This window comes from Pseudomonas sp. XK-1, from assembly GCF_038069885.1.
Lineage (GTDB): Bacteria > Pseudomonadota > Gammaproteobacteria > Pseudomonadales > Pseudomonadaceae > Aquipseudomonas.
This window is the reverse complement of sequence record NZ_JBBPES010000004.1, coordinates 401603-423165: the sequence shown is the minus strand read 5'-3', so window position 1 is coordinate 423165 and position 21563 is coordinate 401603. Positions and strand designations below refer to the sequence as shown.

Genomic DNA, 21563 nt, shown 5'->3' with positions numbered 1-21563 from the left:
TGAATACTGCAGGCAGTCGAAGTGCAGGTGGCGGGTTTGTTGCGTGAATAGCCCGATGGGCGCGTACGCCGGCCCCTGACATGGCTGCCCTCGTGAATTTGCCTGGATCGGCCCGGCGACCTGGCGTCGCAGGCTTGTCCGGCTCTAACGCTTTGGAGAATCAAGAGCATGAGCAACTGGTTAGTAGACAAACTGATCCCATCGATCATGCGATCCGAGGTCAAGAAGAGTTCGGTGCCGGAAGGCCTGTGGCACAAGTGCCCGTCCTGCGATGCGGTGCTGTACAAACCCGAGCTGGAAAAGACCCTGGATGTCTGCCCCAAATGTAATCACCACATGCGGATCGGGGCCCGTGCACGCCTGGATATCTTTCTCGACGCCGAAGGGCGCGAAGAGCTGGGTGCTGATCTGGAACCGGTTGACCGCCTGAAATTCCGCGATGGCAAGAAGTACAAGGATCGTATCGTTGCGGCGCAGAAGCAGACTGGCGAGAGGGATGCACTGATCGCCATCCGCGGCACCCTTGAAGGCATGCCGATCGTGACCTGTGCCTTCGAATTCTCCTTTATGGGCGGCTCCATGGGCGCGATCGTTGGTGAGCGCTTCGTGCGTGCGGCCAACGCGGCGCTGGAGCAGCGTTGCCCGCTGGTGTGCTTCTCCGCTTCGGGCGGCGCGCGCATGCAGGAAGCGCTGATTTCCCTGATGCAGATGGCCAAGACCTCCGCGGTACTGGCACGCCTGCGCGAAGAGGGGATTCCCTTTATTTCCGTGCTGACCGATCCGGTCTATGGCGGTGTTTCCGCCAGCCTGGCCATGCTTGGCGACGTGATCGTGGCCGAGCCCAAGGCCCTGATCGGCTTTGCCGGTCCGCGGGTGATCGAGCAGACCGTGCGTGAGAAACTGCCGGAAGGCTTCCAGCGCAGCGAGTTCCTGATCGAACACGGTGCCATCGACATGATCATCCATCGTGCCGAACTGCGCCCGCGCCTGGCGCGTCTGCTGGCCCAGTTGATGGGTTTGCCATCGCCAGCTGCGCTGCCGGCCACTGCATGACCGCGCGCTCCCTTGCCGAGTGGTTGGCTTACCTGGAGCAGTTGCACCCCAGTGCCATCGATATGGGACTGGAGCGCTGCGCTGAAGTGGCGCAGCGGCTGGGTCTGACCCGGCTTGCGCCGCGGATGATCACGGTGACCGGCACCAATGGCAAGGGTTCTACCTGTGCGTTTATTGCCTCATTGCTGCAGGAGCAGGGGCTCAGGGTCGGGCTGTACAGCTCACCCCATCTGTTGCGTTACAACGAGCGCGTGCAGATCTCCGGCGTCACCGCCAGCGACGCCGAGCTCTGCCAGGCCTTTGCCGTGGTCGAAGCGGCCCGTGGCGATATTTCCCTGACCTATTTTGAAATGGGCACGCTGGCGGCGTTCTGGCTGTTCCGCGAGGCGAACCTGGATGCGGTGGTGCTCGAGGTCGGCCTGGGCGGTCGGCTGGATGCGGTCAATCTGATGGATGCCGATATCGCCCTGGTCACCAGTATCGGTATCGATCATGCCGACTGGCTGGGCGATACCCGTGAGTCAGTGGCGTTCGAGAAGGCCGGGATCTTCCGCGCCGGCATGCCGGCGCTGTGTGGCGATCTTGAACCGCCGCAGCCTTTGCTTGATCGCGTGGCCGAGCTGGATGCGCCGTTCTTTCTGCGGGGCCGTGACTATGACCTGAGCATCGAGGCGCAGCATTGGTCCTGGTATGGCCTCAATGGCCAGGGCGAAGTGCTGCAACTCGAGCGCTTGCCGCTGCTCGACCTGCCCATGGAAAACGCCGCCCTGGCCCTGCAGGCCTATGCCCTGACCGGGCTGCCCTGGCAGGCGGAGCAGATCGGCAGCGCACTGCTGCGCACCCGGGTAACCGGTCGACTGGATCGCCGGGTTGTGAATTGGCAGGGTAAGTCACTCACGCTGCTGCTCGATGTTGGGCATAATCCCCAGGCGGCCGAGTACCTGGCCCGCCATCTGGCCGAGCGACCGATGCAGGGGCGTCGGGCGGTATTCGGTCTGCTCGCGGACAAGGACCTGGCCGGGGTGGTGAGGCCGCTGCTGAGCGAGGTGCAGGCATGGGCGGTGGCCCCGCTGCCGACCGCGCGCAGCCGTGATGCCGCCGAGCTGCAGGCTCAGTTGCACAATAGCGGTGCCCAGGTAGCGGCCTATGCCGATGTGCAGGCGGCGCTGCAGGCTCAGTGCGAGCAGGCGGCAGCCGGTGATGAAATACTGGTGTTCGGATCTTTCTACTGCGTGGCCGAGGCCCTGGATTGGCTGGCCCGCCAAGCCAATGGGGGCGTGCAGGATGGCTTTGCTGGATAAAGGATTGAAGCAGCGGATGGTGGGGGCGCTGGTATTGCTGGCGCTGGCGGTTATCTTCCTGCCGATGCTGTTGTCGCGTGAAGATGAGCTGCGTCGCGTGGTGGTCGATGCGCCGTCCATGCCCGATGCGCCCGCTATGCCGCAAATCGAGATGCAGCCGGTGGTGGTCCCCGAGCCGCAGCCGCTGACAGATGAATCGCTCGTCGCCAGCGACGATATTCAGGCTGCTGAACCCGCTACTGCCCCCGAAGCTGCTCCAGCTCCAGCTCCAGCTGCCGAGCCAGCCACACCCGCATTGGTACCGGCCAAGCCGAGCGCGCCGACTCCTGCACCCGTCAGCCGCCTGGATGCCAATAGTCTGCCGGTCAGTTGGTCGGTGCAGCTGGCCAGCCTGTCCAGTCGCGATGGTGCGCAGAGCTTGCAGAAAACCCTGCGCAGCCAGGGCTATAACGCCTATATCCGTACCGTGGACGGGATGAATCGGGTCTTTGTCGGGCCGCTGATCGAGCGTGGCGAGGCCGATCGTCTGCGTGATCAGCTCAACCGGCAGCACAAGCTCAACGGTTTTGTCGTGCGTTTCCAGCCCGAGTCCAGCTGAGTCAGGTCGGCCGGGCGCAGTGCCGCGCCCGGCGTTGAGACATTTCGGCGGGCGCTCAAACCTTTGCTTACCCCAGCTCGGGGGCTCTGCTAAAATGCAGCGCCTTTTCCGTCGGTAACCCACATCGTGATATTTACCTGGGTCGATTGGGCGATTATCGCCGTTGTCGCCATTTCCAGTCTGATCAGCCTAAGCCGGGGTTTCGTAAAAGAAGCGTTGTCGCTGCTGACCTGGATTATTGCCGGCGTGGTGGCCTGGATGTTTGGCGGCGCACTGGCGCAGCATCTTGGCGAATTTATTGAAACACCCTCGGCGCGTGTCATCGTCGCTTGCGCCATTCTGTTCGTGGTGACCTTGTTGGTGGGTGCCTTGATCAATTACCTGATCGGCGAGCTGATTCGGGTGACCGGGTTGTCCGGTACCGATCGTCTTCTCGGCATGGTGTTTGGCGCTGCCCGTGGTGGCTTGCTGGTGGTGGTACTGGTCGGTCTGGTCAGCCTGGCCCCGGTGCAGCAGGACAGCTGGTGGCAAGAGTCGAGTCTGCTGCCGCATTTTTTGCTGGTGGCCGACTGGTCGAAGAACCTTATCCTGAGCCTGTCCAGTCAGTGGCTCGCCAGCGGCGTAACTGCGCCGGTTGAATTACCGTTCAAAGAGGTGCTGCAGCAGCCCAGGCTGCCGTAGCGCATTGAGAATCATCCTGTTTCATTGAGTAGGGGTTGCGTTACATGTGCGGCATTGTCGGTATCGTCGGTAAATCGAACGTCAATCAGGCGCTGTACGACGGGCTCACCGTCCTCCAGCACCGCGGCCAGGATGCTGCCGGTATTGTCACCAGCCATGATGGCCGCCTGTTCCTGCGCAAGGACAACGGTCTGGTGCGTGATGTCTTTCAGCAGCGCCACATGCAGCGCCTGATCGGTCATATGGGCATCGGTCATGTCCGTTATCCCACTGCGGGCAGCTCCAGCTCGGCTGAAGCGCAGCCGTTCTACGTCAACTCGCCCTATGGCATCACCCTGGCGCATAACGGCAACCTGACCAACGTCGAGCAGCTGGCCAAGGAGATCTACGAGTCCGACCTGCGCCACGTCAACACCAATTCCGATTCGGAAGTGCTGCTCAACGTGTTCGCCCACGAGCTGGCCCAGCGCGGCAAGCTGCAGCCGACCGAGGAAGATATCTTCGCCGCGGTCAGTCAGGTGCATGAACGCTGCATCGGCGGTTATGCGGTGGTGGCGATGATTACCGGCTACGGCATCGTCGGTTTCCGCGACCCCAACGGCATTCGTCCGATCGTCTTCGGTCAGCGCCACACCGACGAAGGCGTCGAGTACATGATCGCCTCGGAAAGCGTATCGCTGGACGTACTCGGCTTTACCCTGATCCGCGACCTGGAGCCGGGTGAGGCGGTGTATATCACCGAAGACGGCAAACTGACCACGCGCCAGTGCGCGAGCAATCCGCAGCTCTCGCCGTGCATCTTCGAACACGTCTACCTGGCTCGCCCCGACTCGATCATGGACGGCGTGTCGGTGTACAAGGCGCGCCTGCGCATGGGCGAGAAGCTGGCCGACAAGATCCTCCGCGAGCGGCCGGAGCACGATATCGATGTGGTTATCCCGATTCCCGACACCAGCCGTACGGCTGCACTGGAGCTGGCCAACCATCTGGGCGTGAAGTTCCGCGAAGGCTTCGTCAAGAACCGCTATATCGGCCGCACCTTCATCATGCCTGGCCAGGCGGCGCGGAAGAAATCGGTACGGCAGAAGCTCAACGCCATCGAACTGGAATTCCGCGGCAAGAACGTGATGCTGGTGGACGACTCCATCGTGCGCGGTACCACCTGCAAGCAGATTATCCAGATGGCCCGCGAAGCCGGGGCGAAGAACGTCTACTTCTGCTCGGCTGCACCGGCGGTGCGCTACCCGAACGTTTATGGTATCGACATGCCCAGCGCCCACGAGCTTATCGCTCACGGCCGCACCACCGAGGAAGTCTGCGAGCTGATCGGGGCCGACTGGCTGATCTATCAGGATCTGCCTGATCTGATCGAAGCGGTCAGTGGTAGCAAGAAGATCAAGATTGAGCATTTCGATTGCGCGGTGTTCGACGGCAAGTACGTCACCGGCGATGTCGACGCGGCTTACCTGGAGAAGATCGAGCAGGCGCGCAACGATGCCTCGAAGGTCAAGTCCCAGGCGGTCAGCGCGATTATCGACCTGTACAACAACTAGGCGGCAAGCCCTTAGCCTGGCTTGTTCCGGGCTACGTCGGCATGAGGTAGGGATATGAGCGAAGAGTGGCAAGCAGGGCGTCTGGACAGCGATCTGGACGGCGTAGGTTTCGACACCCTGGCGGTGCGTGCCGGGCAGCACCGCTCGCCTGAGGGCGAACACAGCGAGGCGATTTACCCGACCTCCAGCTATGTGTTCCGCACCGCTGCCGACGCCGCCGCGCGCTTTGCCGGCGAGGTGCCGGGTAATGTCTATTCGCGTTACACCAACCCCACGGTGCGCGCCTTCGAAGAGCGCATCGCCGCCCTGGAAGGGGCCGAGCAGGCGGTGGCCACCTCGTCCGGCATGTCGGCGATTCTGGCCATGGTCATGAGCCTGTGCAGCGGCGGCGACCATGTGCTGGTGTCGCGCAGCGTGTTCGGTTCGACCATCAGCCTGTTCGAGAAGTACCTCAAGCGCTTCGGCGTCGAGGTGGACTATGTGCCGCTTTCCGACCTGGCTGCCTGGTCCGCGGCGTTCAAGGAAAACACCCGGCTGCTGTTCGTCGAATCGCCGTCCAATCCCCTGGCCGAACTGGTGGATATCGCCGCTCTGGCGGAGATCGCCCATGGCAAGGGCGCGCTGCTGGCGGTGGACAACTGCTTCTGTACCCCGGCTTTGCAGCAGCCGCTCAAGCTCGGGGCCGATATTGTCATGCATTCGGCGACCAAGTATATCGACGGCCAGGGCCGCAGCATGGGCGGCGTGGTGGCCGGCCGCGCCGAGCTGATGAAGGAGGTGGTGGGCTTTCTGCGTACCGCCGGGCCGACCCTCAGTCCGTTCAATGCCTGGATCTTCCTCAAGGGCCTGGAAACCCTGCGCGTGCGTATGCAGGCCCACTGTGCCAGCGCCTTGCAGCTGGCCCAGTGGCTGGAGCAGCAACCCGGGGTCGAGCAGGTCTACTACGCAGGGTTGCCCAGCCATCCGCAGCATGAACTGGCCAAACTGCAGCAAAGCGCCTTTGGCGCGGTGGTCAGTTTCGAGGTCAAGGGCGGCAAGGAAGCGGCCTGGCGCTTTATCGACGCCACCCGGGTGATCTCCATCACCACCAACCTGGGCGATACCAAGACCACCATCGCCCATCCGGCGACCACCTCCCACGGCCGTCTGACTCCGGCCGAGCGCGCCAATGCCGGTATCCGCGACAACCTGATCCGCGTCGCGGTGGGGCTGGAAGATCTGGCCGATCTCAAGGCGGATCTGGCCCGCGGTCTGGCGGCGCTCTAAGTCGGTAGATAGCAAGTCTGCAGCAAAGAGGCCTCGGTAAATCCGAGGCCTTTTTGTATCTGCGTCGCGGTAGCGTTTTTATCCGTAGGCGCTGTCCATGGCCGCGAATCTAGTCGCGCAGGTCGATCGCTTCTGGCTCGGCCTGGTCGAACAGTTGCACCGGGTTGCGCGGCAGGATGCCGGGGCGGTAGTTCTCGCGGATATCGCCGAGTACGCGGATATCGCTGTATTTCTTCCCGGAGAGCGCCGCCATGCCTGCCGCGTCGCGGATCACCGTGGGACGCAGAAACACCATCAGGTTGCGCTTGATGCGGGTTTCCTTGGTCGAGCGGAACAGCCGGCCAAGCAGGGGAATATCGCCCAGCAGCGGCACCTTGGAGTCGGCCTGGGTGACGTCATCCTGAATCAGCCCGCCAAGCACGATGACCTGGCCGTTTTCGGCGAGGATGGTGCTCTTGATCGAGCGCTTGTTGGTGATCAGGTCGACCGCATTGACGCCCTGGCTGGTGGGGGCGATGGAGGAGATTTCCTGCTCGATTTCCAGACGCAGCGAGGCTCCGTCGTTGATATGCGGGGTGACCTTGAGGGTCACGCCGATGTCCTGGCGTTCGATGGTGGTGAAGGGGTTGTCGGCACCCGAACCGCTGGTGGTAAAGGAGCCGGTCTGAAACGGTACGTTCTGCCCGACCAGGATTTCCGCCTTCTGGTGGTCCAGGGTCAGCAGGCTGGGAGTGGACAGCAGGTTGCTCTTGCTGTTGGCCGACAGTGCGGTGATCAGTACGCCGAAGCTGTCGGTGCCCAGGCCGATGATCGCGCCATCTGGCAGATTGTTCAGAGTGTTGTTGTCGGTGCCATTGCCCTGATCCTGAATGGCCTGCAGCACGCTGCCGACCGACAGGCCGGTGCCGCTGAAGTTGGTGCCGCCCAGGCCGCCGGTGCTGCCGCGGGCGTCCACCGCCCACTGCACGCCCAGGGCGTCGCTGATATCGCCGGATACCTCGACAATCGCCGCTTCGACCATCACCTGAGCGCGTGGCACATCGAGCTGGCGCACGATGTCTTCCAGGGTTGCCACCACATCGGGTTCGGCCAGCAGTACCAGGGCGTTGAGGCTCTCGTCGGCGCGGATCAGCACCGTCTGCGGCTTGCCGGTGCCTTCGCCGCCGGACTCCGGCTTGAGCTTTTCGGAGATCTCGCCGAGGGTTTCCGCCAGGCTCTTGGCATCACTGTGGCGCAGGCGAATCACCCGGGTATTGGCCGAGCGGCTGGTGGGGGTGTCCAGCGATTTTGCCAGGGCCATCAGCTTGGCGCGTGCAGCCGGTGGGCCGAGCAGGATCAGGCGGTTGGTACGGCCGTCGGCCACCACCTGGGTGCCGGTTGCACCCTTGGCCTGGCCGCGGTCGATGGCGCTGCGCAGCACCTCGGCGGTGTCCATGACCCAGGCATGTTGCAGGTTGAGCACGCTGTAATCATTCTGGCCCTTCTGGTCGAGCTGGCGCAGCAGGTCTTCGATGCGTTCGATATTGGCGCTGCGGTCGCTGATGATAATGGCGTTGGCCGAGCTGACCGCGGCCAGATGGCCGTACTGCGGAATCAGGGGGCGAATCAGTGGGATCAGCTCGGTCGCCGAGCCATGTTGCACCTGGATCAGGCGGGTCTCCAGACGGTCCGGGGCGGCGCGGCCGGAATCGGCGTCAGCCTTGGCTTCGGCATTGGGTACGATGCGCGCCTGGTCGCCCTGGGTCATCACGCTGAAGCCGTGGGTGGCCATGACCGAGAGAAACAGCTGGTAGACCTCGGTGAGATTCAGCGCGGTATTCGACACCACGCTGACCTGGCCCTTGACCCGGGGGTCGACGACAAAGGTCTGCCCGCTGATCTGCGCCACCTGATCGATAAACTCGCGGATATCGGCACCCTTGAGGTTGATGGTCCAGCTTTCTTCCTGCTGGCTGGCGCTCGGGGTCACGGCATTGACGGCGGCGCTCAGCGGCAGCGGGCTGCAAGCCAGGCCGGCGGCGAGCAGGGCGAAGGTAAGGCGCGAAAGGATCGGGGTCATCGGTTCAGTCGTTTTCCGTAGGCTGATCGGTGGGTTCAGCGTCCGCCGGCAAGGTGCCGGAGGCTTCCATCTGCTGGCGCAGGGCATCCATGCGTTCGCGCAGTTGCGCCAGGTTGTCGTTTTCCATTTCGCTCAGCTGTTCGAGTGAGTCCTCGGCGCTGTTGCTGTTATAGGTGTTGGCGCTGTCCTGGGCCTGGCTGAGCGGGAAACTCAGGCTCTCGCGGCGGCCATTGCGCAGCAGCTCGACCCGATCGGCGCTCACCGCATGCAGGCGCACGCCGCTGCTAATTTCGCTGTCCACGCTGTAGCGCTGAGCCGGGCTGCCTTCGCTGCGGATAATCGCGCTGGAACGTTTGGGGTCGGCATGCACGAAGCTGCCCAGCAGGGTCAGGCGCAGGTTGGTGGCCGGGGCGTCGGCGCTGCCAGGCTGGCTGTGGCCGAACAGCTGGCCGAGTTGCGGGTGGCTTGCCGGGGCGTTGGGGGTATTGGGGTTGAGCTCGCTGGTCGCCGGCGGGGTACGCAACGAGCGCAGCCAGTCGGCGCTTTGCCAGGCCAGGCTGATGCTCATGGCGAGAACTACAGCGATGGCTGCCAGGGCGATGGCATGCCGCTGGAGCCAGTGTTGGGTTGCCGAAACGGGCAAAAGCGTCACTCCGAATTTTATTATTCTGTGGTCTGGATCGCGCGCTGATCATAGACAGTTGCCGCCGATTTGACAGCCCCCCGTCAGGGGCGTGTGTCGCTCGGCTCAATGTGCTAAAGATAGCGCGCCCTTGTTTGCGTTCTAATTGCAGGCAACTTACAACAATTAACTCGTGGAACCCTAGGTGTTGAGCGCTCGGTTGCTGCTTTTGCGACAGACGCCTGGTTACCGTGGTCAAGGTCCGTTACCCCATGAATGCGCTGCTAACCGAAGTGCCACTACGGCGTTTACCGTTCAGCTTTGCCAGGCGCCACGGCGTGGTTCTGCTGAGCGAATGCGAGGGCCCGTGCCTGGCTTATCGTCCGGGTGTCGAACTGGTGGCCCTGGCCGAAGCCCAGCGGATGATCGGCGCGCAACTGGCGCTGCGTGGCCTGACCCAGGAGGCCTTCGAACAGGCACTGGGCCAGGCCTATCAGCATGATTCGGCGTCCATGCAGCTGGCCGAGGACATCGGCGGCAGCCTGGATCTGGCGGCCCTGGCCGAGCAGGTGCCGGAAACCGAGGATCTGCTGGAGCAGGAGGACGACGCGCCGATCATTCGCCTGATCAACGCCATCCTCGGCGAGGCGATCAAGGAAAACGCCTCGGACATCCACCTGGAAACCTTCGAAAAACGTTTAGTCGTACGCTTCCGGGTCGATGGCATTCTGCGCGAGGTGCTCGAGCCCAAGCGCGAGCTGGCGGCCTTGCTGGTCTCGCGGATCAAGGTCATGGCGCGCCTGGATATCGCCGAGAAGCGTATTCCCCAGGATGGGCGGATTTCCCTGAAAGTTGGCGGCCGCGAGGTGGATGTACGGGTCTCGACCCTGCCTTCGGCCAATGGCGAGCGGGTGGTGCTGCGTCTGCTCGACAAGCAGGCCGGCCGTCTCAACCTGCAACACCTGGGCATGAGCGCCCGCGACCGTGACCTGATGGAAGCCACCGTGCGCAAGCCCCATGGCATCCTGCTGGTGACCGGCCCCACCGGCTCGGGCAAGACCACCACGCTGTACGCCAGCCTGGTCAGTCTGAATGACCGCAGCCGCAATATTCTTACCGTCGAGGACCCGATCGAATATCACCTCGAAGGTATCGGCCAGACCCAGGTCAATGCCAAGGTCGATATGACCTTTTCCCGCGGCCTGCGCGCCATCCTGCGTCAGGACCCGGACGTGGTGATGGTCGGCGAAATCCGCGACAAGGAAACCGCCGAGATCGCCGTGCAGGCCTCCCTGACCGGTCACCTGGTGCTCTCGACCCTGCACACCAATAGCGCCATCGGGGCCATTACGCGCCTGGTGGATATGGGCGTCGAACCCTTTCTGCTGTCCTCGTCCTTGCTCGGCGTGCTGGCCCAGCGCCTGGTGCGAGTGCTCTGCCCGCACTGCAAGGAGGCCTACCAGGCTGATGCGGCGGAATGCACGCTGCTGGGGGTAAGTGCTGTATCGCCGCCGAACCTGTATCACGCCCGCGGCTGCGCCGAATGCCATCAGCAGGGTTATCGCGGGCGTACCGGCATCTATGAGTTGGTGGTGTTCGATGATCAGCTGCGCACCCTGATCCACAATGCCGCCTCCGAGCAGGACATGGTTCGCCATGCCCGCACCCTGGGTTCGAGTATCCGGGCCGACGGCATGCGCAACGTACTGGCCGGGGTGACCACCCTGGAGGAAGTGCTGCGTGTGACCCGCGAGGAATAGGGCATGGCCGCTTTCGAATACCTCGCCCTCGACAGCAAGGGCCGCCAGCAGAAAGGCGTGCTGGAGGCCGACAGCGCCCGCCAGGTGCGCCAGGTGCTGCGCGACCGCCAGCTCGCTCCGCTGGACGTCAAACCGACCCGGACCCGCGAGCACGCCGGCGGCGGTAGCCATTTCAGCTTTAGTCGCGGCCTTTCGGCCAGCGATCTGGCGCTGTTGACGCGCCAGTTGGCGACGCTGATCCAGGCGGCTTTGCCGATCGAGGAAGCCCTGCGCGCGGCGGCGGCCCAGGCTCGTTCGCCGCGGGTGCAGAGCATGCTGCTGGCCGTGCGCGCGCGGGTGCTGGAGGGCCATGACCTGGCCAGCAGCCTGAAGGAATTCCCCTCGGCCTTTCCCGAGCTGTACCGCGCCACGGTGGCGGCGGGCGAGCACGCCGGGCATCTGGGGCCGGTGCTGGAGCAACTGGCCGACTACACCGAGCAACGCCAGCAGTCGCGGCAGAAGATTCAGCTGGCGTTGCTCTATCCGCTGATCCTGATGTGCGCCTCGCTGCTGATCGTCGGCTTTCTGCTCGGCTATGTGGTGCCGGATGTGGTGCGGGTGTTCGTCGATTCCGGGCAGACCCTGCCGGCCCTGACCCGCGGCCTGATCGGCCTGAGCGACTGGGTCAAGAGCTGGGGCTGGTTGGCGGTGATTCTGGCCGTGGCGGCGGTGTTCGCCCTGCGCCGGGCGTTGCGTGACGATGCGCTGAAGGCGCGCTGGCATGGCCTGCTGTTGCGTCTGCCGCTGATCGGACGGCTGATTCGGGCCACCGATTGCGCGCGCTTTGCCTCGACCCTGGCGATCCTGACCCGCAGCGGCGTGCCGCTGGTTGAGGCCCTGGGTATCGGCGTACAGGTGATCGCCAACCGGGTGATCCGCGCCGATGTGGTCATCGCCGCGCAAAAGGTTCGCGAAGGAGGCAGCCTGACTCGCGCGCTGGAGGCCAGTGGTCAGTTTCCGCCGATGATGTTGCATATGATCGCCAGCGGCGAACGCTCCGGCGAACTGGATCAGATGCTGGCGCGCACCGCGCGCAATCAGGAAAACGATCTTGGGGCCCAGGTGGCGCTGCTGGTCGGGTTGTTCGAACCCTTTATGCTGGTTTTTATGGGAGCAGTGGTGCTGGTCATCGTTCTGGCCATCCTGCTGCCGATTCTGTCGCTCAATCAATTGGTGGGGTAAGCATGTGAACAAGGCGCAAAAGGGTTTTACGCTGATCGAAATCATGGTGGTGGTGGTGATCCTGGGCATTCTTGCCGCCCTGGTGGTGCCGCAGGTGATGAGCCGGCCGGATCAGGCCAAGGTCACCGTGGCCAAGGGTGATATCAAGTCGATTGCCGCCGCCCTGGATATGTACAAGCTGGACAATCACAGCTACCCGAGCACCCAGCAGGGCCTGGAAGCCCTGGTGAAAAAGCCTTCGGGCAATCCGCAGGCGAAGAACTGGAACCGCGATGGCTACCTCAAGCGCATGCCGGTGGACCCCTGGGGCAATGACTACCAGTACCTGGCACCGGGCACCAAGGGCGCGTTCGACCTCTATTCGCTAGGGGCCGACGGCAAGGAAGGCGGCAGCGAAAATGATGCCGATATCGGTAACTGGGACCTCTGATGGGGCGCTGCTGAGTGCGCCGCGCCGCCATGCAAGCCTCGACAGCAGTCGGGTCGCGGGCCTTTACCCTGATCGAGTTGCTGGTGGTGCTGGTAATTCTTGGCAGTCTGATCGGCCTGACGGTGCTCAGCCTGGGCATCGTCGGTCCGGGGCGGGAGCTGCACAGCGAGGCCGAGCGCCTGGCCGGCCTGATCGGCGTGCTGGCCGAGGAGGCGGTGCTGGATAACCGTGAATATGGTCTATTGCTCAGCCCTGACAGCTACCAGGTGCTGCGCTACGACTCGCTGACCCTGAGCTGGCAGGCGCTGCCCGGCAAACCCCACCGATTGCCCGCCTGGGCCGAGCTGAGTGTCGAGCTGGAGGGCGCAGCCCTGGCCCTGCCGCTGCCCGAGGACAAGGCCGAGGGCGACGAGGGCGTGGCGTTGCTGCCGCAGTTGCTGTTGCTGTCTAGCGGCGAAATGAGCCCCTTTCGCCTGCGTCTGGCGGAGCGGCGTGCCGATGGCCTGCGTCTGCTGCTGAGCAGCGACGGTTTTCGCCTGCCCAGGGTGGAAGTCGAATCGCCACCAGGACGCGCCGGATGAAGCGTGCAAGCGGTTTTACCCTGCTCGAGGTGCTGGTGGCGCTGGCCATCTTCGCCATGGTCGCGGCCAGCGTGCTGACCGCCACCGCGCGCAGCCTGCAAACCGCTTCGCGCCTGGAAGACAAGACCCTGGCGATGTGGATCGCCGACAACCAGCTGACCGAACTGCAGCTGGCGCAAACTCCGGTGGCCGATGGCCGCGCGCAGGGTGAGCTGATGTTCGCCGGGCGGCGCTGGCAGTGGCAGAGCGAAATCCGGGCGACCAGCGAGCCGGCGCTGCGCCGCGTCACCCTGTGGGTGGCGGAGCGTGCCGAGCAGGGCAATAGCGGCGAGGTGCGCGAGCGCGCTCTGGTCAGCCTCGACGGTTTCCTCGGGGAAGGGCTGTGAAGGCGGCGCGGGGTTTCACCCTGCTCGAATTGCTGATCGCCATCGCAATTTTCGCGCTACTGGGCCTGGGTACCTACCGCATGCTCGACAGCGTATTGCAAACCGACAAGGTCACCCGTAGCCACGAGGCGCAGCTGCGCGAGCTGGTGCGGGCCATGGCGGCATTCGAGCGGGATCTGCTGCAGGTGCAGGCCAGGCCGGTGCGCGACCCCTTTGGCGAACCGCGGGCGGCGCTGCTTGCCGAGGCGGGCGATGAGGGTGCGCTCGAACTCAGCCGCAGTGGCTGGCGCAATCCCCTGGCGCAGCCGCGAGCCTCGCTGCAGCGGGTGCGCTGGCAGCGCAGTGGTGAGCAATGGCAACGCCTGTACTGGACGGTGCTTGATCAGGCCCAGGACAGTCAGCCCCAGGTGCAGCAGGCGCTGGATGGGGTCACGGCCCTGCAGCTGCGCTATCGGGACGCCAAGGGTGTGTGGCACGACAGCTGGCCGCCCGAGGCGGGGCCGGGGGAAGACGGCCTGACCCGGCTGCCCCAGGCCCTTGAATTGCTGCTGGAACATCGTCGCTATGGTCAGCTGCGCCGCCTGCTGCGTTTGCCTGAGGGGCTGCCCGAGCGCCAGGGTCAGATCCCCGGGCAGGACCCCGAGGCCCCGCAGGACGAAGCGGGCGACGAGCAGGGGGTGCCACAATCATGAGGCCCCAGCGCGGCATGGCCCTGATCACCGTATTGCTGGTGGTGGCGGTGGTTACGGTGGTCAGTGCCGGGATCATCGCCCGCCAGCAGCTGTCGATTCGCAGCAGCAGCAACCAGCTGCATGTGCGCCAGGCCTGGCACTACGCCCTGGGCGGCGAGACCCTGGCCAAGGCGGTGCTGCTGCGCGATCTGCGCCAGGGCGATCCGCGTGCGCCGGTCGATCACCTGAACGAGCCATGGGCCAAGCCTCTGGCACCCTTTGCCCTGGATGAGGGCGGCGAATTGCGGGTGCAGATCAGTGATCTGAGTGCGCGCTTCAACCTCAACAGCCTGCTGCGCCAGGGGCAGCCCAACGACGCCGCCATGGCCCAGTTCCGCCGGTTGCTGCTGGGCCTGCAGATCGAAACGCCCTATGCCGAGCGCCTGCTCGACTGGCTGGATGCCGACGACCAGGCCAGCGGAGCTTACGGAGCCGAGGACAATCAGTACCTGCTTCAACAGCCGCCCTACCGCGCCGGTAATCGGGCGCTGGCGGATGTATCGGAACTGCGTCTGCTGCTGGAAATGAACGAGGTCGACTACCAGCGCGTGTCGCCCTATGTCACTGCCTTGCCGGCGGAGGCGACCCTGAACGTCAACACCGCCAGCGCCAGAGTGCTGGCCAGCGTGGCCGATGGCTTGTCGCTGAGCGCGGCCTTGGGGCTGGTCGCCGGACGCGGCAGCGAGGGCTACGACAATCCGGCGAGCTTTACCGCGCAGCTTGCTGGCCTGCAGCCGCAGAGCCAGGCCCTGGGTGTCGGTAGCCAGTATTTTCAGGTGGTCAGCGAAGTCCATATCGGCGATCGCCGACAGGTTCTGCGCAGCACCTTGTACCGCGCCAGCGATGGCCGGATATATGTTTTAGCCCGTGATCTGGGGCTCAGCGGCATGCCGGCTGCGCCCGTCGAGGAAGTCGAGCCATGAGTCAGTTGCATATATTTCTACCGCCCGCGGCCTGCGCTGGTGCCCGCCTGGATCTGCCGGTGCAGCGGGTCGCGGAGGGGCACAGTGAGTGCCTGCCGTTCGCCGAGGTGCAGGCGCAGCTGTCGGGCAGCTGGACCCTGGTGCTGCCGGTTGAGGCGGTGACCGCCTGCGCGGTCAATCTACCGACCCGCAAGGCGCGCTGGCTGCGTCAGGCGCTGCCCTTCGCCGTGGAGGAGTTGCTGGCCGAGGATGTCGAGTTGATGCATTTGGCGCTGGGCGAGCCCCTGGCTGATGGTCGCTATCGGGTGATTGCCGTACGCCGCAGTTGGTTGGCTGCCTGGTTGGCGCTATGCGATACGCCCCCGCAGCGCATCGTCGTCGATGCCGATTTGCTGCCGGCAACCGGCAGCCAATTGCTGGAGTTGCATGGCCGCTGGTTGCTGGGTGGTGAAGGGGTTGCCCGCCTGGCCCTGACCGCTGCCGACTGGCCGGCCTTGGCGGCGCTTTGCGCGCATCCGCAGCAGGCCTGGTGTTGCCCCGGCCAAGAGGCCCCGCAGCCGGTGGATGAGCGTGTGCAGATCGACGCGCCGTTCCTCTGGCTGGCGCAGCAGACAACCGGCACCAACCTGGCGCAGGAGACCTTTGCCGTGCAGTCGAGTGGCGGCCAGTGGCAGCGCTGGAAGCCACTGCTGGGCGTGCTTGGCATCTGGCTGGTGCTGCAATGGGGCTTCGACCTGGCCCAGGGCTGGCATTTGCAGCGCCAGGCCGACAACTACGCCGCGGCCAGCGCCGCGCTCTATCAGGAGCTGTTTCCCCAGGACAGCAAGCTGGTCAATCTGCGGGCGCAGTTCGATCAGCATCTGGGGGCGGGCAGCGGGCCTGGTCAGGCCCAGTTGCTGAGCCTGCTGGCGCAGGTCAGTCAGGCCGTGGTGGCCGAGGGCGGGCAGGTGCAGATCAGGCAGGTGGACTTTAGCGAGAACCGCGGCGACCTGGCCATGCAGGTGCAGGCCGCGGGCTTTGCCGAGCTGGAGCGCTTGCGTGAGCGTCTGCAGGAAAGCGGGCTGGCCGTGCAGCTGGGCTCGGCTAGCCGGGAAACCGATGGTGTCAGTGCCCGCGTGGTGATCGGAGGATGAGTATGCTCGAGCTCGATAAAGGTTTTACCGTCCAGCTGGAACGTTCGCAGCTGGTCCAGCGCTGGCGCGCCCTGGCCCCCCGCGATCGGCTGTCGTTGACCTGCTTGGCGCTGTTCGTTCTGCTGGTGCTGCTGTACCTGACCCTCTGGCAGCCGGCTCAGCAGCGTTTGGCGAATGCGCGCAGTGCCTTCGAAACCCAGCGCGAATTGCATGCCTACCTGCAAAGCCGGGCTCCGCTGGCGCGCAGCCTGGCGAGCCGGCCGCAGGTGAGTATCGAGCCGGCGCGCCTGCAGGGCCTGGTGACTGCCAGTGCAGGGGCGCAGGGCCTGACCATCGAACGGCTGGACAGCGACAGTGATGGGGCCTTGCAGGTCAGTGTGCAGCCGGCACCTTTTGCCCAGTTGCTGCGCTGGTTCGCTGCGCTGGAGGCTCAGGGGGTGCAGATCGCCGAGGCGGGCCTGGACCGTGCCGAGGACAGCAAGGTGGCCGCGCGTTTGAGCCTGCGGGTCGCGCCATAAGCGCTGCGCCAGGCTGCAGGGTGGTGCGCGGTGCGGCAAATGGGCACCGCATGGGGGCACCGGGTTTTCCATCTTTTTAGAAAAACTTTAAGCAGGGTATTGACTTAGCTTCGGCCCTTGCGTAAATTTCGCGCCTCGCAAGCAGCGGGTGATTAGCTCAGCTGGGAGAGCAGCTGCCTTACAAGCAGCGGGTCGGCGGTTCGATCCCGTCATCACCCACCACTCTTGTGAAACCGGACGAAAGTCCACCGACGCGCAGCGGTAGTTCAGTCGGTTAGAATACCGGCCTGTCACGCCGGGGGTCGCGGGTTCGAGTCCCGTCCGCTGCGCCATATTTTCCAGTCTGAGTTCGCTCAGGCTGAGATGAAAAAGCCCTCACCGGCGGCCTCATCAGATGAAGCAAGAGTTCCATGGACGCAAGTCCACCGACACGCAGCGGTAGTTCAGTCGGTTAGAATACCGGCCTGTCACGCCGGGGGTCGCGGGTTCGAGTCCCGTCCGCTGCGCCATATATGAAGCCCGCTGATAGCGATATCAGCGGGTTTTTTATTGCCTGTAATTTATGGTGGTAGCCCCAGTGGGCCGCATCGTTCAGGCGCTTTTGTAGCGGCCGCGACAACCTGTCATCTTGTATTCATCTGCATCTTTTAGTCTGTTTGGCATGCTCCTTGTTAGGAGCTTGACGCCAATCGGGAGGATGCCGCTATGGATGAGTATGTTGAGGAATTGCTGGAGCTGCATGCTCTGGAAGAAGATGGGGTGGAGCTGGCGGAAGACGCCACCGAACTCTAGCAGTCCGTTGAAAAGTGCTGTTTGAGGCGCGGCATATGGCTTGCGCCTCCCTTGATTATTGTGCCCGCCGTTGCTCGCGGCGGTATTCCCCTGGGGTTTGCTGGTTCCAGCGCTTAAAGGCGCGCTGGAAGGCCTCCGCCGAGGCAAAACCGAGCAGGTAGGCGATCTCGCCGAACGCCAGTTCGGTGTCGCGGATATAGGCCATGGCCAGGTCGCGGCGGGTGTCGTTGAGGATGGTGCGAAACTGCGTGCCTTCTTCGGCCAGCTTGCGCCGCAATGTCCAGCTCGGCAGTTGCAGGCGCGCCGCCACCTCGCTCAGGTCCGGTTCGCGGCCATGCAGCAGGGGGCCGAGCAACTGGGTGATGCGCTCGCGCAGGCTGCGGGTGCGGGTCAGTTGCTCCAGTTCCCCCTCACAGATTTCCAGCAGGTGTTTCCAGGTGCTCGGGCAGTGTTCCGGATTGCGCATATTCAGGCTGTGCTGGTTCAGGCGCAGCTGGTTGTGGGTACAGGCGAACTCCACCGGGCAGGCAAAGAGTTCGGGGTATTGCGCGGCATAGTCGGGGGCAGGGAATTCGATCTGCACCTTCTCCACGGGCAGCGGCTGCTGCACCAGCTTGCTCAGTTGCTGGGCCCAACTGGCCAGCACCGAATCGATCACGAAGCGGTTGTAGTCGTTGTAGGGGCTGATCGAGTAGAAGCGCAGCCAGGCACCCTGGGCATCTTCGTGCAGGCTGGCTTGGCCGCGGTAGTTGGCCGCATACAGCGGCTCGAAGCGGATCAGGGTGCGCGCCGCTTCGCGCACGGTCGGGGCCTGGGCCGCAGTCACGCCGGCCAGGCCGACCTGGCTGAGACGGCTGCAGCGGCCCATCAACAGGCCGATGCCGGGCTCTGCGGTTTGCTGAATGGCGCTATGGCCCAGGCGCATATAGCGTGGAATCGACAGTCGCGCACGGGGTTCGGCCAGGCGCGCGGGGTCGAGGCCGTAGCTGAGCAGCAGAGGCTGTGGATCCTGGCCCAGGCTGCGCATGGCGGCCGCCAGGCTGTCGACAAAACCCACCGCGAGGTCGCCCAGGCGGACTCTTGAGCGTTTCATCGGCATTCCCTGAGAAAAGACTGGCTGAGGCGTTCAGGCATGGCTCGGACGCTGCTGAAATAGCGGAGGCTCAGAGTAGGCTGCAGCACTGTGCTTGCCAAGCAACGCTGCGCGTTTTGATCAATAAGTTGTAACTTTGGGTCATTGAGCCGTGCGGTTGGGCTCTTTATCGTCTATCCCATATCGACTGTGGCTCGATTGAAGCCGCGGCATTTTCGTGAAATAGCTATGTCTGATGTGGAGACTTCCATGACCGCCGTTCCTTACCCGTACCTGCTTGCCCCGCTGGACCTGGGTTTTACCACCCTGAAGAACCGTGCGCTGATGGGTTCCATGCACACCGGCCTGGAAGAGAAGCCGGGCGGCTTCGAGCGCATGGCCGCCTATTTCGCCGAGCGTGCCCGTGGCGGTGTCGGCCTGATGGTGACCGGCGGTATCGGCCCGAACGAGGAAGGTGGGGTGTATTCCGGTGCAGCCAAGCTGACCACCGCCGAAGAGGCCGAGAAGCACAAGGTCGTCACCCGTGCCGTGCATGAGGCCGACGGCAAGATCTGCATGCAGATCCTCCATGCCGGGCGTTATGCCTACAGCCCCAAGTCGGTGGCACCGAGTGCCATTCAGGCTCCGATCAACCCGTTCAAGCCGCGCGAGCTGGACGAAGAGGGCATCGAGAAGCAGATTCAGGACTTTATCAACTGCTCCGTGCTGGCCCAGCAGGCCGAGTACGACGGCGTCGAGATCATGGGTTCGGAAGGCTACTTCATCAACCAGTTCCTGGTGGCCCACACCAACCACCGCACTGACCGCTGGGGCGGCAGCTACGAAAACCGTATGCGCCTGCCGGTGGAGATCGTTCGCCGTGTGCGTGAGGCGGTAGGGCCGAACTTCATCATTATCTACCGTCTGTCCATGCTCGACCTGGTCGAGGGTGGTAGCACCTGGGACGAAATCGTGCTGCTGGCCAAGGCCATCGAGAAAGCCGGTGCGACCCTGATCAACACCGGTATCGGTTGGCATGAAGCGCGTATTCCGACCATCGCCACCAAGGTGCCGCGTGCGGCCTTTACCAAGGTCACTGCCAAGCTGCGTGGCGAGGTGAGCATTCCGCTGATCACCACCAACCGCATCAACACCCCGGAAATCGCCGAACAGGTGCTGGCCGAGGGCGATGCGGACATGGTGTCGATGGCGCGTCCCTTCCTCGCTGACCCGGAGTTCGTCAACAAGGCTGCAGAAGGTCGCAGCGACGAGATCAATACCTGTATCGGCTGCAACCAGGCCTGCCTGGACCATACCTTTGGCGGCAAGCTGACCAGTTGCCTGGTCAACCCGCGTGCCTGTCACGAAACCGAGCTGAACTATATCCCCACCGCTCAGGTGAAGAAGATTGCCGTGGTCGGTGCCGGCCCTGCCGGGCTGTCCGCGGCCACCGTGGCCGCCGAACGCGGCCATAGCGTGACCCTGTTCGATTCGGGCAGCGAGATCGGTGGCCAGTTCAACGTGGCCAAGCGTGTGCCGGGCAAGGAGGAGTTCTTTGAAACCCTGCGCTATTTCAAGCGCAAGCTGGAAACCACCGGCGTCGATCTGCGCCTCAATACCCGCGTTTCGGCCGCCGAGCTGGCTCAGGGTGGCTATAACGAGATCATCCTGGCCACCGGTATCGCGCCGCGTACCCCAGCCATTCCGGGGATCGAGCATGCCAAGGTGATCAGCTATCTGGACGCCATCCTCGAGCGCAAGCCGGTTGGCCAGCAGGTCGCGGTGATCGGGGCGGGCGGCATCGGTTTCGACGTGTCCGAGTTCATCACCCATCAGGGCGAGTCGACCAGCCTCAACCGCGAGGAGTTCTGGAAGGAATGGGGCATCGACGCGGCCCTGGAGGCTCGCGGCGGTGTTGCCGGGATCAAGGCCGAACCTCACGCCCCGGCGCGTCAGGTGTACCTGCTGCAGCGCAAGAAGTCCAAGGTCGGCGACGGCCTGGGCAAGACCACCGGCTGGATTCATCGCACCGGCTTGAAGAACAAGCAGGTACAGATGCTCAACTCGGTGGAATACCTCAAGGTCGATGACGCTGGCCTGCATATCCGTATCGCCGATGGCGAGCCGCAGGTGCTGCCGGTTGACACCGTGATCGTCTGCGCCGGCCAGGACCCGCTGCGCGAACTGCAGGATGACCTGCTCGCCGCCGGGCAGAACGTGCACCTGATCGGCGGTGCCGATGTGGCCGCGGAGCTGGATGCCAAACGCGCGATCAACCAGGGCTCACGCCTCGCCGCCGAACTCTAAAGCAACTGACGCCCCGCCTAGTGCGGGGCGTTTTGTATGTGGCTGACAACAATAAGGAAAAGCCCGTGTTCCATAACCCTCAACTGCAGCCGGCCGCGGCCGCCACGCTGGCACAGTGGCATGCTCTGATGCAGAAAAACGACCTGAGCGCCTTGACCGAACTGCTGCATCCGCAGGCAGTGTTCCGCTCGCCGGTGGCGTACAAGCCCTATGCCGGTGCGCCCGTGGTGTCGCTGATTCTCAATACCGTGAGCAAGGTTTTTGTCGATTTTGCCTATCACCGCGAGCTGGCCAGCGCCGATGGTTTCAGCGTGGTGCTGGAGTTCAGCGCCAAGGTGGGCGAGCGTGAGCTCAAGGGCATCGATATGATCCGCTTCGACGAGGCCGGCAAGATCGTCGAGTTCGAGGTCATGATTCGCCCGCTCAGTGGCTTGCAGGCGCTCGGCGAGGAGATGGGGCGACGCCTGGCTCCCTACCTGGCCGGCACGAAAGCCTGAACCGTTGCACCAAACCCATCACAGTTTTGCCCCGCCGCAGGCGTTTATCGGCCTGCTGGCCGGGCGACTGCCAACCCAG

20 protein-coding genes and 3 tRNA genes are annotated in these 21563 nt (G+C 64.0%); 20 read left to right on the top strand and 3 right to left on the bottom strand.

Annotated elements, in window-relative coordinates; genetic code table 11:
- The first annotated feature begins 168 nt into the window (after positions 1 to 168).
- The 6 genes from accD (at position 169) to WMW70_RS13010 (ending at position 6452) form a co-directional block, all read left to right on the top strand.
- The gene (gene accD / locus WMW70_RS13035; RefSeq protein ID WP_341437927.1) at positions 169 to 1053 is read left to right on the top strand and encodes an acetyl-CoA carboxylase, carboxyltransferase subunit beta; all 885 of its coding nucleotides are present in this window, start codon (positions 169 to 171) and stop codon (positions 1051 to 1053) included.
- Entirely contained in the window at positions 1050 to 2354 is a 1305-nt protein-coding gene (folC, locus tag WMW70_RS13030) for a bifunctional tetrahydrofolate synthase/dihydrofolate synthase (protein ID WP_341437926.1), read from the top strand. Before accD ends, folC begins: the two co-directional genes overlap by 4 nt.
- A complete protein-coding gene (locus WMW70_RS13025) occupies positions 2338 to 2952 on the top strand; it encodes an SPOR domain-containing protein (RefSeq protein ID WP_341437925.1) in 615 nt (204 codons plus the stop codon). The genes folC and WMW70_RS13025 overlap by 17 nt, the downstream gene beginning before the upstream one ends.
- 126 nt (positions 2953 to 3078) lie before the next feature.
- Positions 3079 to 3633, top strand: a complete 555-nt coding sequence (locus tag WMW70_RS13020; protein WP_341437924.1) for a CvpA family protein — start codon at positions 3079 to 3081, stop codon at positions 3631 to 3633.
- Between the two features lie 44 nt (positions 3634 to 3677).
- Positions 3678 to 5186, top strand: a complete 1509-nt coding sequence (gene purF / locus WMW70_RS13015; protein ID WP_341438051.1) for an amidophosphoribosyltransferase — start codon at positions 3678 to 3680, stop codon at positions 5184 to 5186.
- 54 nt (positions 5187 to 5240) lie between these two features.
- Positions 5241 to 6452, top strand: coding sequence for an O-succinylhomoserine sulfhydrylase (locus tag WMW70_RS13010; protein WP_341437923.1), 1212 nt, complete (start codon positions 5241 to 5243; stop codon positions 6450 to 6452).
- A gap of 109 nt (positions 6453 to 6561) precedes the next feature.
- Here the strand turns inward: WMW70_RS13010 and gspD are convergent, their stop codons facing one another.
- Positions 6562 to 8511, bottom strand: coding sequence for a type II secretion system secretin GspD (gene gspD / locus WMW70_RS13005; RefSeq protein WP_341437922.1), 1950 nt, complete (start codon positions 8509 to 8511; stop codon positions 6562 to 6564).
- Positions 8512 to 8515: 4 nt separating this feature from the next.
- A complete protein-coding gene (locus WMW70_RS13000; protein ID WP_445942141.1) occupies positions 8516 to 9163 on the bottom strand; it encodes a type II secretion system protein N in 648 nt (215 codons plus the stop codon).
- A gap of 242 nt (positions 9164 to 9405) precedes the next feature.
- Between WMW70_RS13000 and gspE the strand changes: the two genes are divergently transcribed.
- The 12 genes from gspE (at position 9406) to WMW70_RS12940 (ending at position 17325) form a co-directional block, all read left to right on the top strand.
- Positions 9406 to 10893, top strand: a complete 1488-nt coding sequence (gene gspE, locus WMW70_RS12995) for a type II secretion system ATPase GspE (RefSeq protein ID WP_341437920.1) — start codon at positions 9406 to 9408, stop codon at positions 10891 to 10893.
- Between the two features lie 3 nt (positions 10894 to 10896).
- Positions 10897 to 12114 (top strand): GspF family T2SS innner membrane protein variant XcpS, encoded by a 1218-nt coding sequence (gene xcpS / locus WMW70_RS12990; protein ID WP_341437919.1) that lies wholly within the window; start codon positions 10897 to 10899, stop codon positions 12112 to 12114.
- A gap of 4 nt (positions 12115 to 12118) precedes the next feature.
- Positions 12119 to 12544 carry a type II secretion system major pseudopilin GspG gene (gene gspG / locus WMW70_RS12985; protein ID WP_445942140.1) on the top strand — a complete coding sequence of 142 codons (426 nt, stop codon included), beginning with the start codon at positions 12119 to 12121 and terminating at the stop codon, positions 12542 to 12544.
- Positions 12545 to 12573: 29 nt separating this feature from the next.
- Positions 12574 to 13125 (top strand): type II secretion system minor pseudopilin GspH, encoded by a 552-nt coding sequence (gspH, locus tag WMW70_RS12980; RefSeq protein ID WP_341437918.1) that lies wholly within the window; start codon positions 12574 to 12576, stop codon positions 13123 to 13125.
- A complete protein-coding gene (gene gspI, locus WMW70_RS12975; protein WP_341437917.1) occupies positions 13122 to 13511 on the top strand; it encodes a type II secretion system minor pseudopilin GspI in 390 nt (129 codons plus the stop codon). Before gspH ends, gspI begins: the two co-directional genes overlap by 4 nt.
- Positions 13508 to 14203, top strand: coding sequence for a type II secretion system minor pseudopilin GspJ (gspJ, locus tag WMW70_RS12970; protein WP_341437916.1), 696 nt, complete (start codon positions 13508 to 13510; stop codon positions 14201 to 14203). The genes gspI and gspJ overlap by 4 nt, the downstream gene beginning before the upstream one ends.
- Positions 14200 to 15165: a type II secretion system minor pseudopilin GspK gene (gene gspK / locus WMW70_RS12965; RefSeq protein WP_341437915.1), complete on the top strand. Its 966-nt coding sequence runs from the start codon at positions 14200 to 14202 to the stop codon at positions 15163 to 15165. The genes gspJ and gspK overlap by 4 nt, the downstream gene beginning before the upstream one ends.
- Entirely contained in the window at positions 15162 to 16298 is a 1137-nt protein-coding gene (gspL, locus tag WMW70_RS12960; RefSeq protein WP_341437914.1) for a type II secretion system protein GspL, read from the top strand. Before gspK ends, gspL begins: the two co-directional genes overlap by 4 nt.
- Positions 16299 to 16300: 2 nt before the next feature.
- Positions 16301 to 16816 carry a type II secretion system protein M gene (locus tag WMW70_RS12955; RefSeq protein WP_341437913.1) on the top strand — a complete coding sequence of 172 codons (516 nt, stop codon included), beginning with the start codon at positions 16301 to 16303 and terminating at the stop codon, positions 16814 to 16816.
- 146 nt (positions 16817 to 16962) lie between these two features.
- Positions 16963 to 17038, top strand: a tRNA-Val gene (locus tag WMW70_RS12950).
- 33 nt (positions 17039 to 17071) lie between these two features.
- A tRNA-Asp gene (locus tag WMW70_RS12945) sits at positions 17072 to 17148 on the top strand.
- 100 nt (positions 17149 to 17248) lie between these two features.
- Positions 17249 to 17325: transfer RNA gene (locus WMW70_RS12940), tRNA-Asp, on the top strand.
- A gap of 338 nt (positions 17326 to 17663) precedes the next feature.
- Here WMW70_RS12940 and WMW70_RS12935 read toward each other — a convergent pair.
- On the bottom strand, positions 17664 to 18701 hold the full coding sequence (locus tag WMW70_RS12935) for an AraC family transcriptional regulator (protein WP_341437912.1): 1038 nt from the start codon (positions 18699 to 18701) through the stop codon (positions 17664 to 17666).
- Positions 18702 to 18950: 249 nt separating this feature from the next.
- On the opposite strand from WMW70_RS12935, the gene WMW70_RS12930 reads away from it, so the two are divergent.
- Together WMW70_RS12930 and WMW70_RS12925 are read left to right on the top strand one after the other, a co-directional pair.
- Positions 18951 to 20987: an NADPH-dependent 2,4-dienoyl-CoA reductase gene (locus WMW70_RS12930; RefSeq protein ID WP_341437911.1), complete on the top strand. Its 2037-nt coding sequence runs from the start codon at positions 18951 to 18953 to the stop codon at positions 20985 to 20987.
- A 65-nt stretch (positions 20988 to 21052) separates the two neighbouring features.
- Positions 21053 to 21484 carry a nuclear transport factor 2 family protein gene (locus WMW70_RS12925; protein WP_341437910.1) on the top strand — a complete coding sequence of 144 codons (432 nt, stop codon included), beginning with the start codon at positions 21053 to 21055 and terminating at the stop codon, positions 21482 to 21484.
- The last annotated feature ends 79 nt before the right edge of the window (positions 21485 to 21563 follow it).

Coding starts and splice junctions, on each gene's coding strand:
- purF (WP_341438051.1), top strand. CDS start 3,678: ATGTGCGGCATTGTCGGTATCGTCGGTAAATCGAACGTCAATCAGGCG.
- xcpS (WP_341437919.1), top strand. CDS start 10,897: ATGGCCGCTTTCGAATACCTCGCCCTCGACAGCAAGGGCCGCCAGCAG.
- WMW70_RS13010 (WP_341437923.1), top strand. CDS start 5,241: ATGAGCGAAGAGTGGCAAGCAGGGCGTCTGGACAGCGATCTGGACGGC.
- folC (WP_341437926.1), top strand. CDS start 1,050: ATGACCGCGCGCTCCCTTGCCGAGTGGTTGGCTTACCTGGAGCAGTTG.
- gspK (WP_341437915.1), top strand. CDS start 14,200: ATGAGGCCCCAGCGCGGCATGGCCCTGATCACCGTATTGCTGGTGGTG.
- gspE (WP_341437920.1), top strand. CDS start 9,406: ATGAATGCGCTGCTAACCGAAGTGCCACTACGGCGTTTACCGTTCAGC.
- gspH (WP_341437918.1), top strand. CDS start 12,574: ATGCAAGCCTCGACAGCAGTCGGGTCGCGGGCCTTTACCCTGATCGAG.
- WMW70_RS13025 (WP_341437925.1), top strand. CDS start 2,338: ATGGCTTTGCTGGATAAAGGATTGAAGCAGCGGATGGTGGGGGCGCTG.
- gspI (WP_341437917.1), top strand. CDS start 13,122: ATGAAGCGTGCAAGCGGTTTTACCCTGCTCGAGGTGCTGGTGGCGCTG.
- WMW70_RS12930 (WP_341437911.1), top strand. CDS start 18,951: ATGACCGCCGTTCCTTACCCGTACCTGCTTGCCCCGCTGGACCTGGGT.
- gspL (WP_341437914.1), top strand. CDS start 15,162: ATGAGTCAGTTGCATATATTTCTACCGCCCGCGGCCTGCGCTGGTGCC.
- WMW70_RS12955 (WP_341437913.1), top strand. CDS start 16,301: ATGCTCGAGCTCGATAAAGGTTTTACCGTCCAGCTGGAACGTTCGCAG.
- accD (WP_341437927.1), top strand. CDS start 169: ATGAGCAACTGGTTAGTAGACAAACTGATCCCATCGATCATGCGATCC.
- WMW70_RS12935 (WP_341437912.1), bottom strand. CDS start 18,701: ATGAAACGCTCAAGAGTCCGCCTGGGCGACCTCGCGGTGGGTTTTGTC.
- gspD (WP_341437922.1), bottom strand. CDS start 8,511: ATGACCCCGATCCTTTCGCGCCTTACCTTCGCCCTGCTCGCCGCCGGC.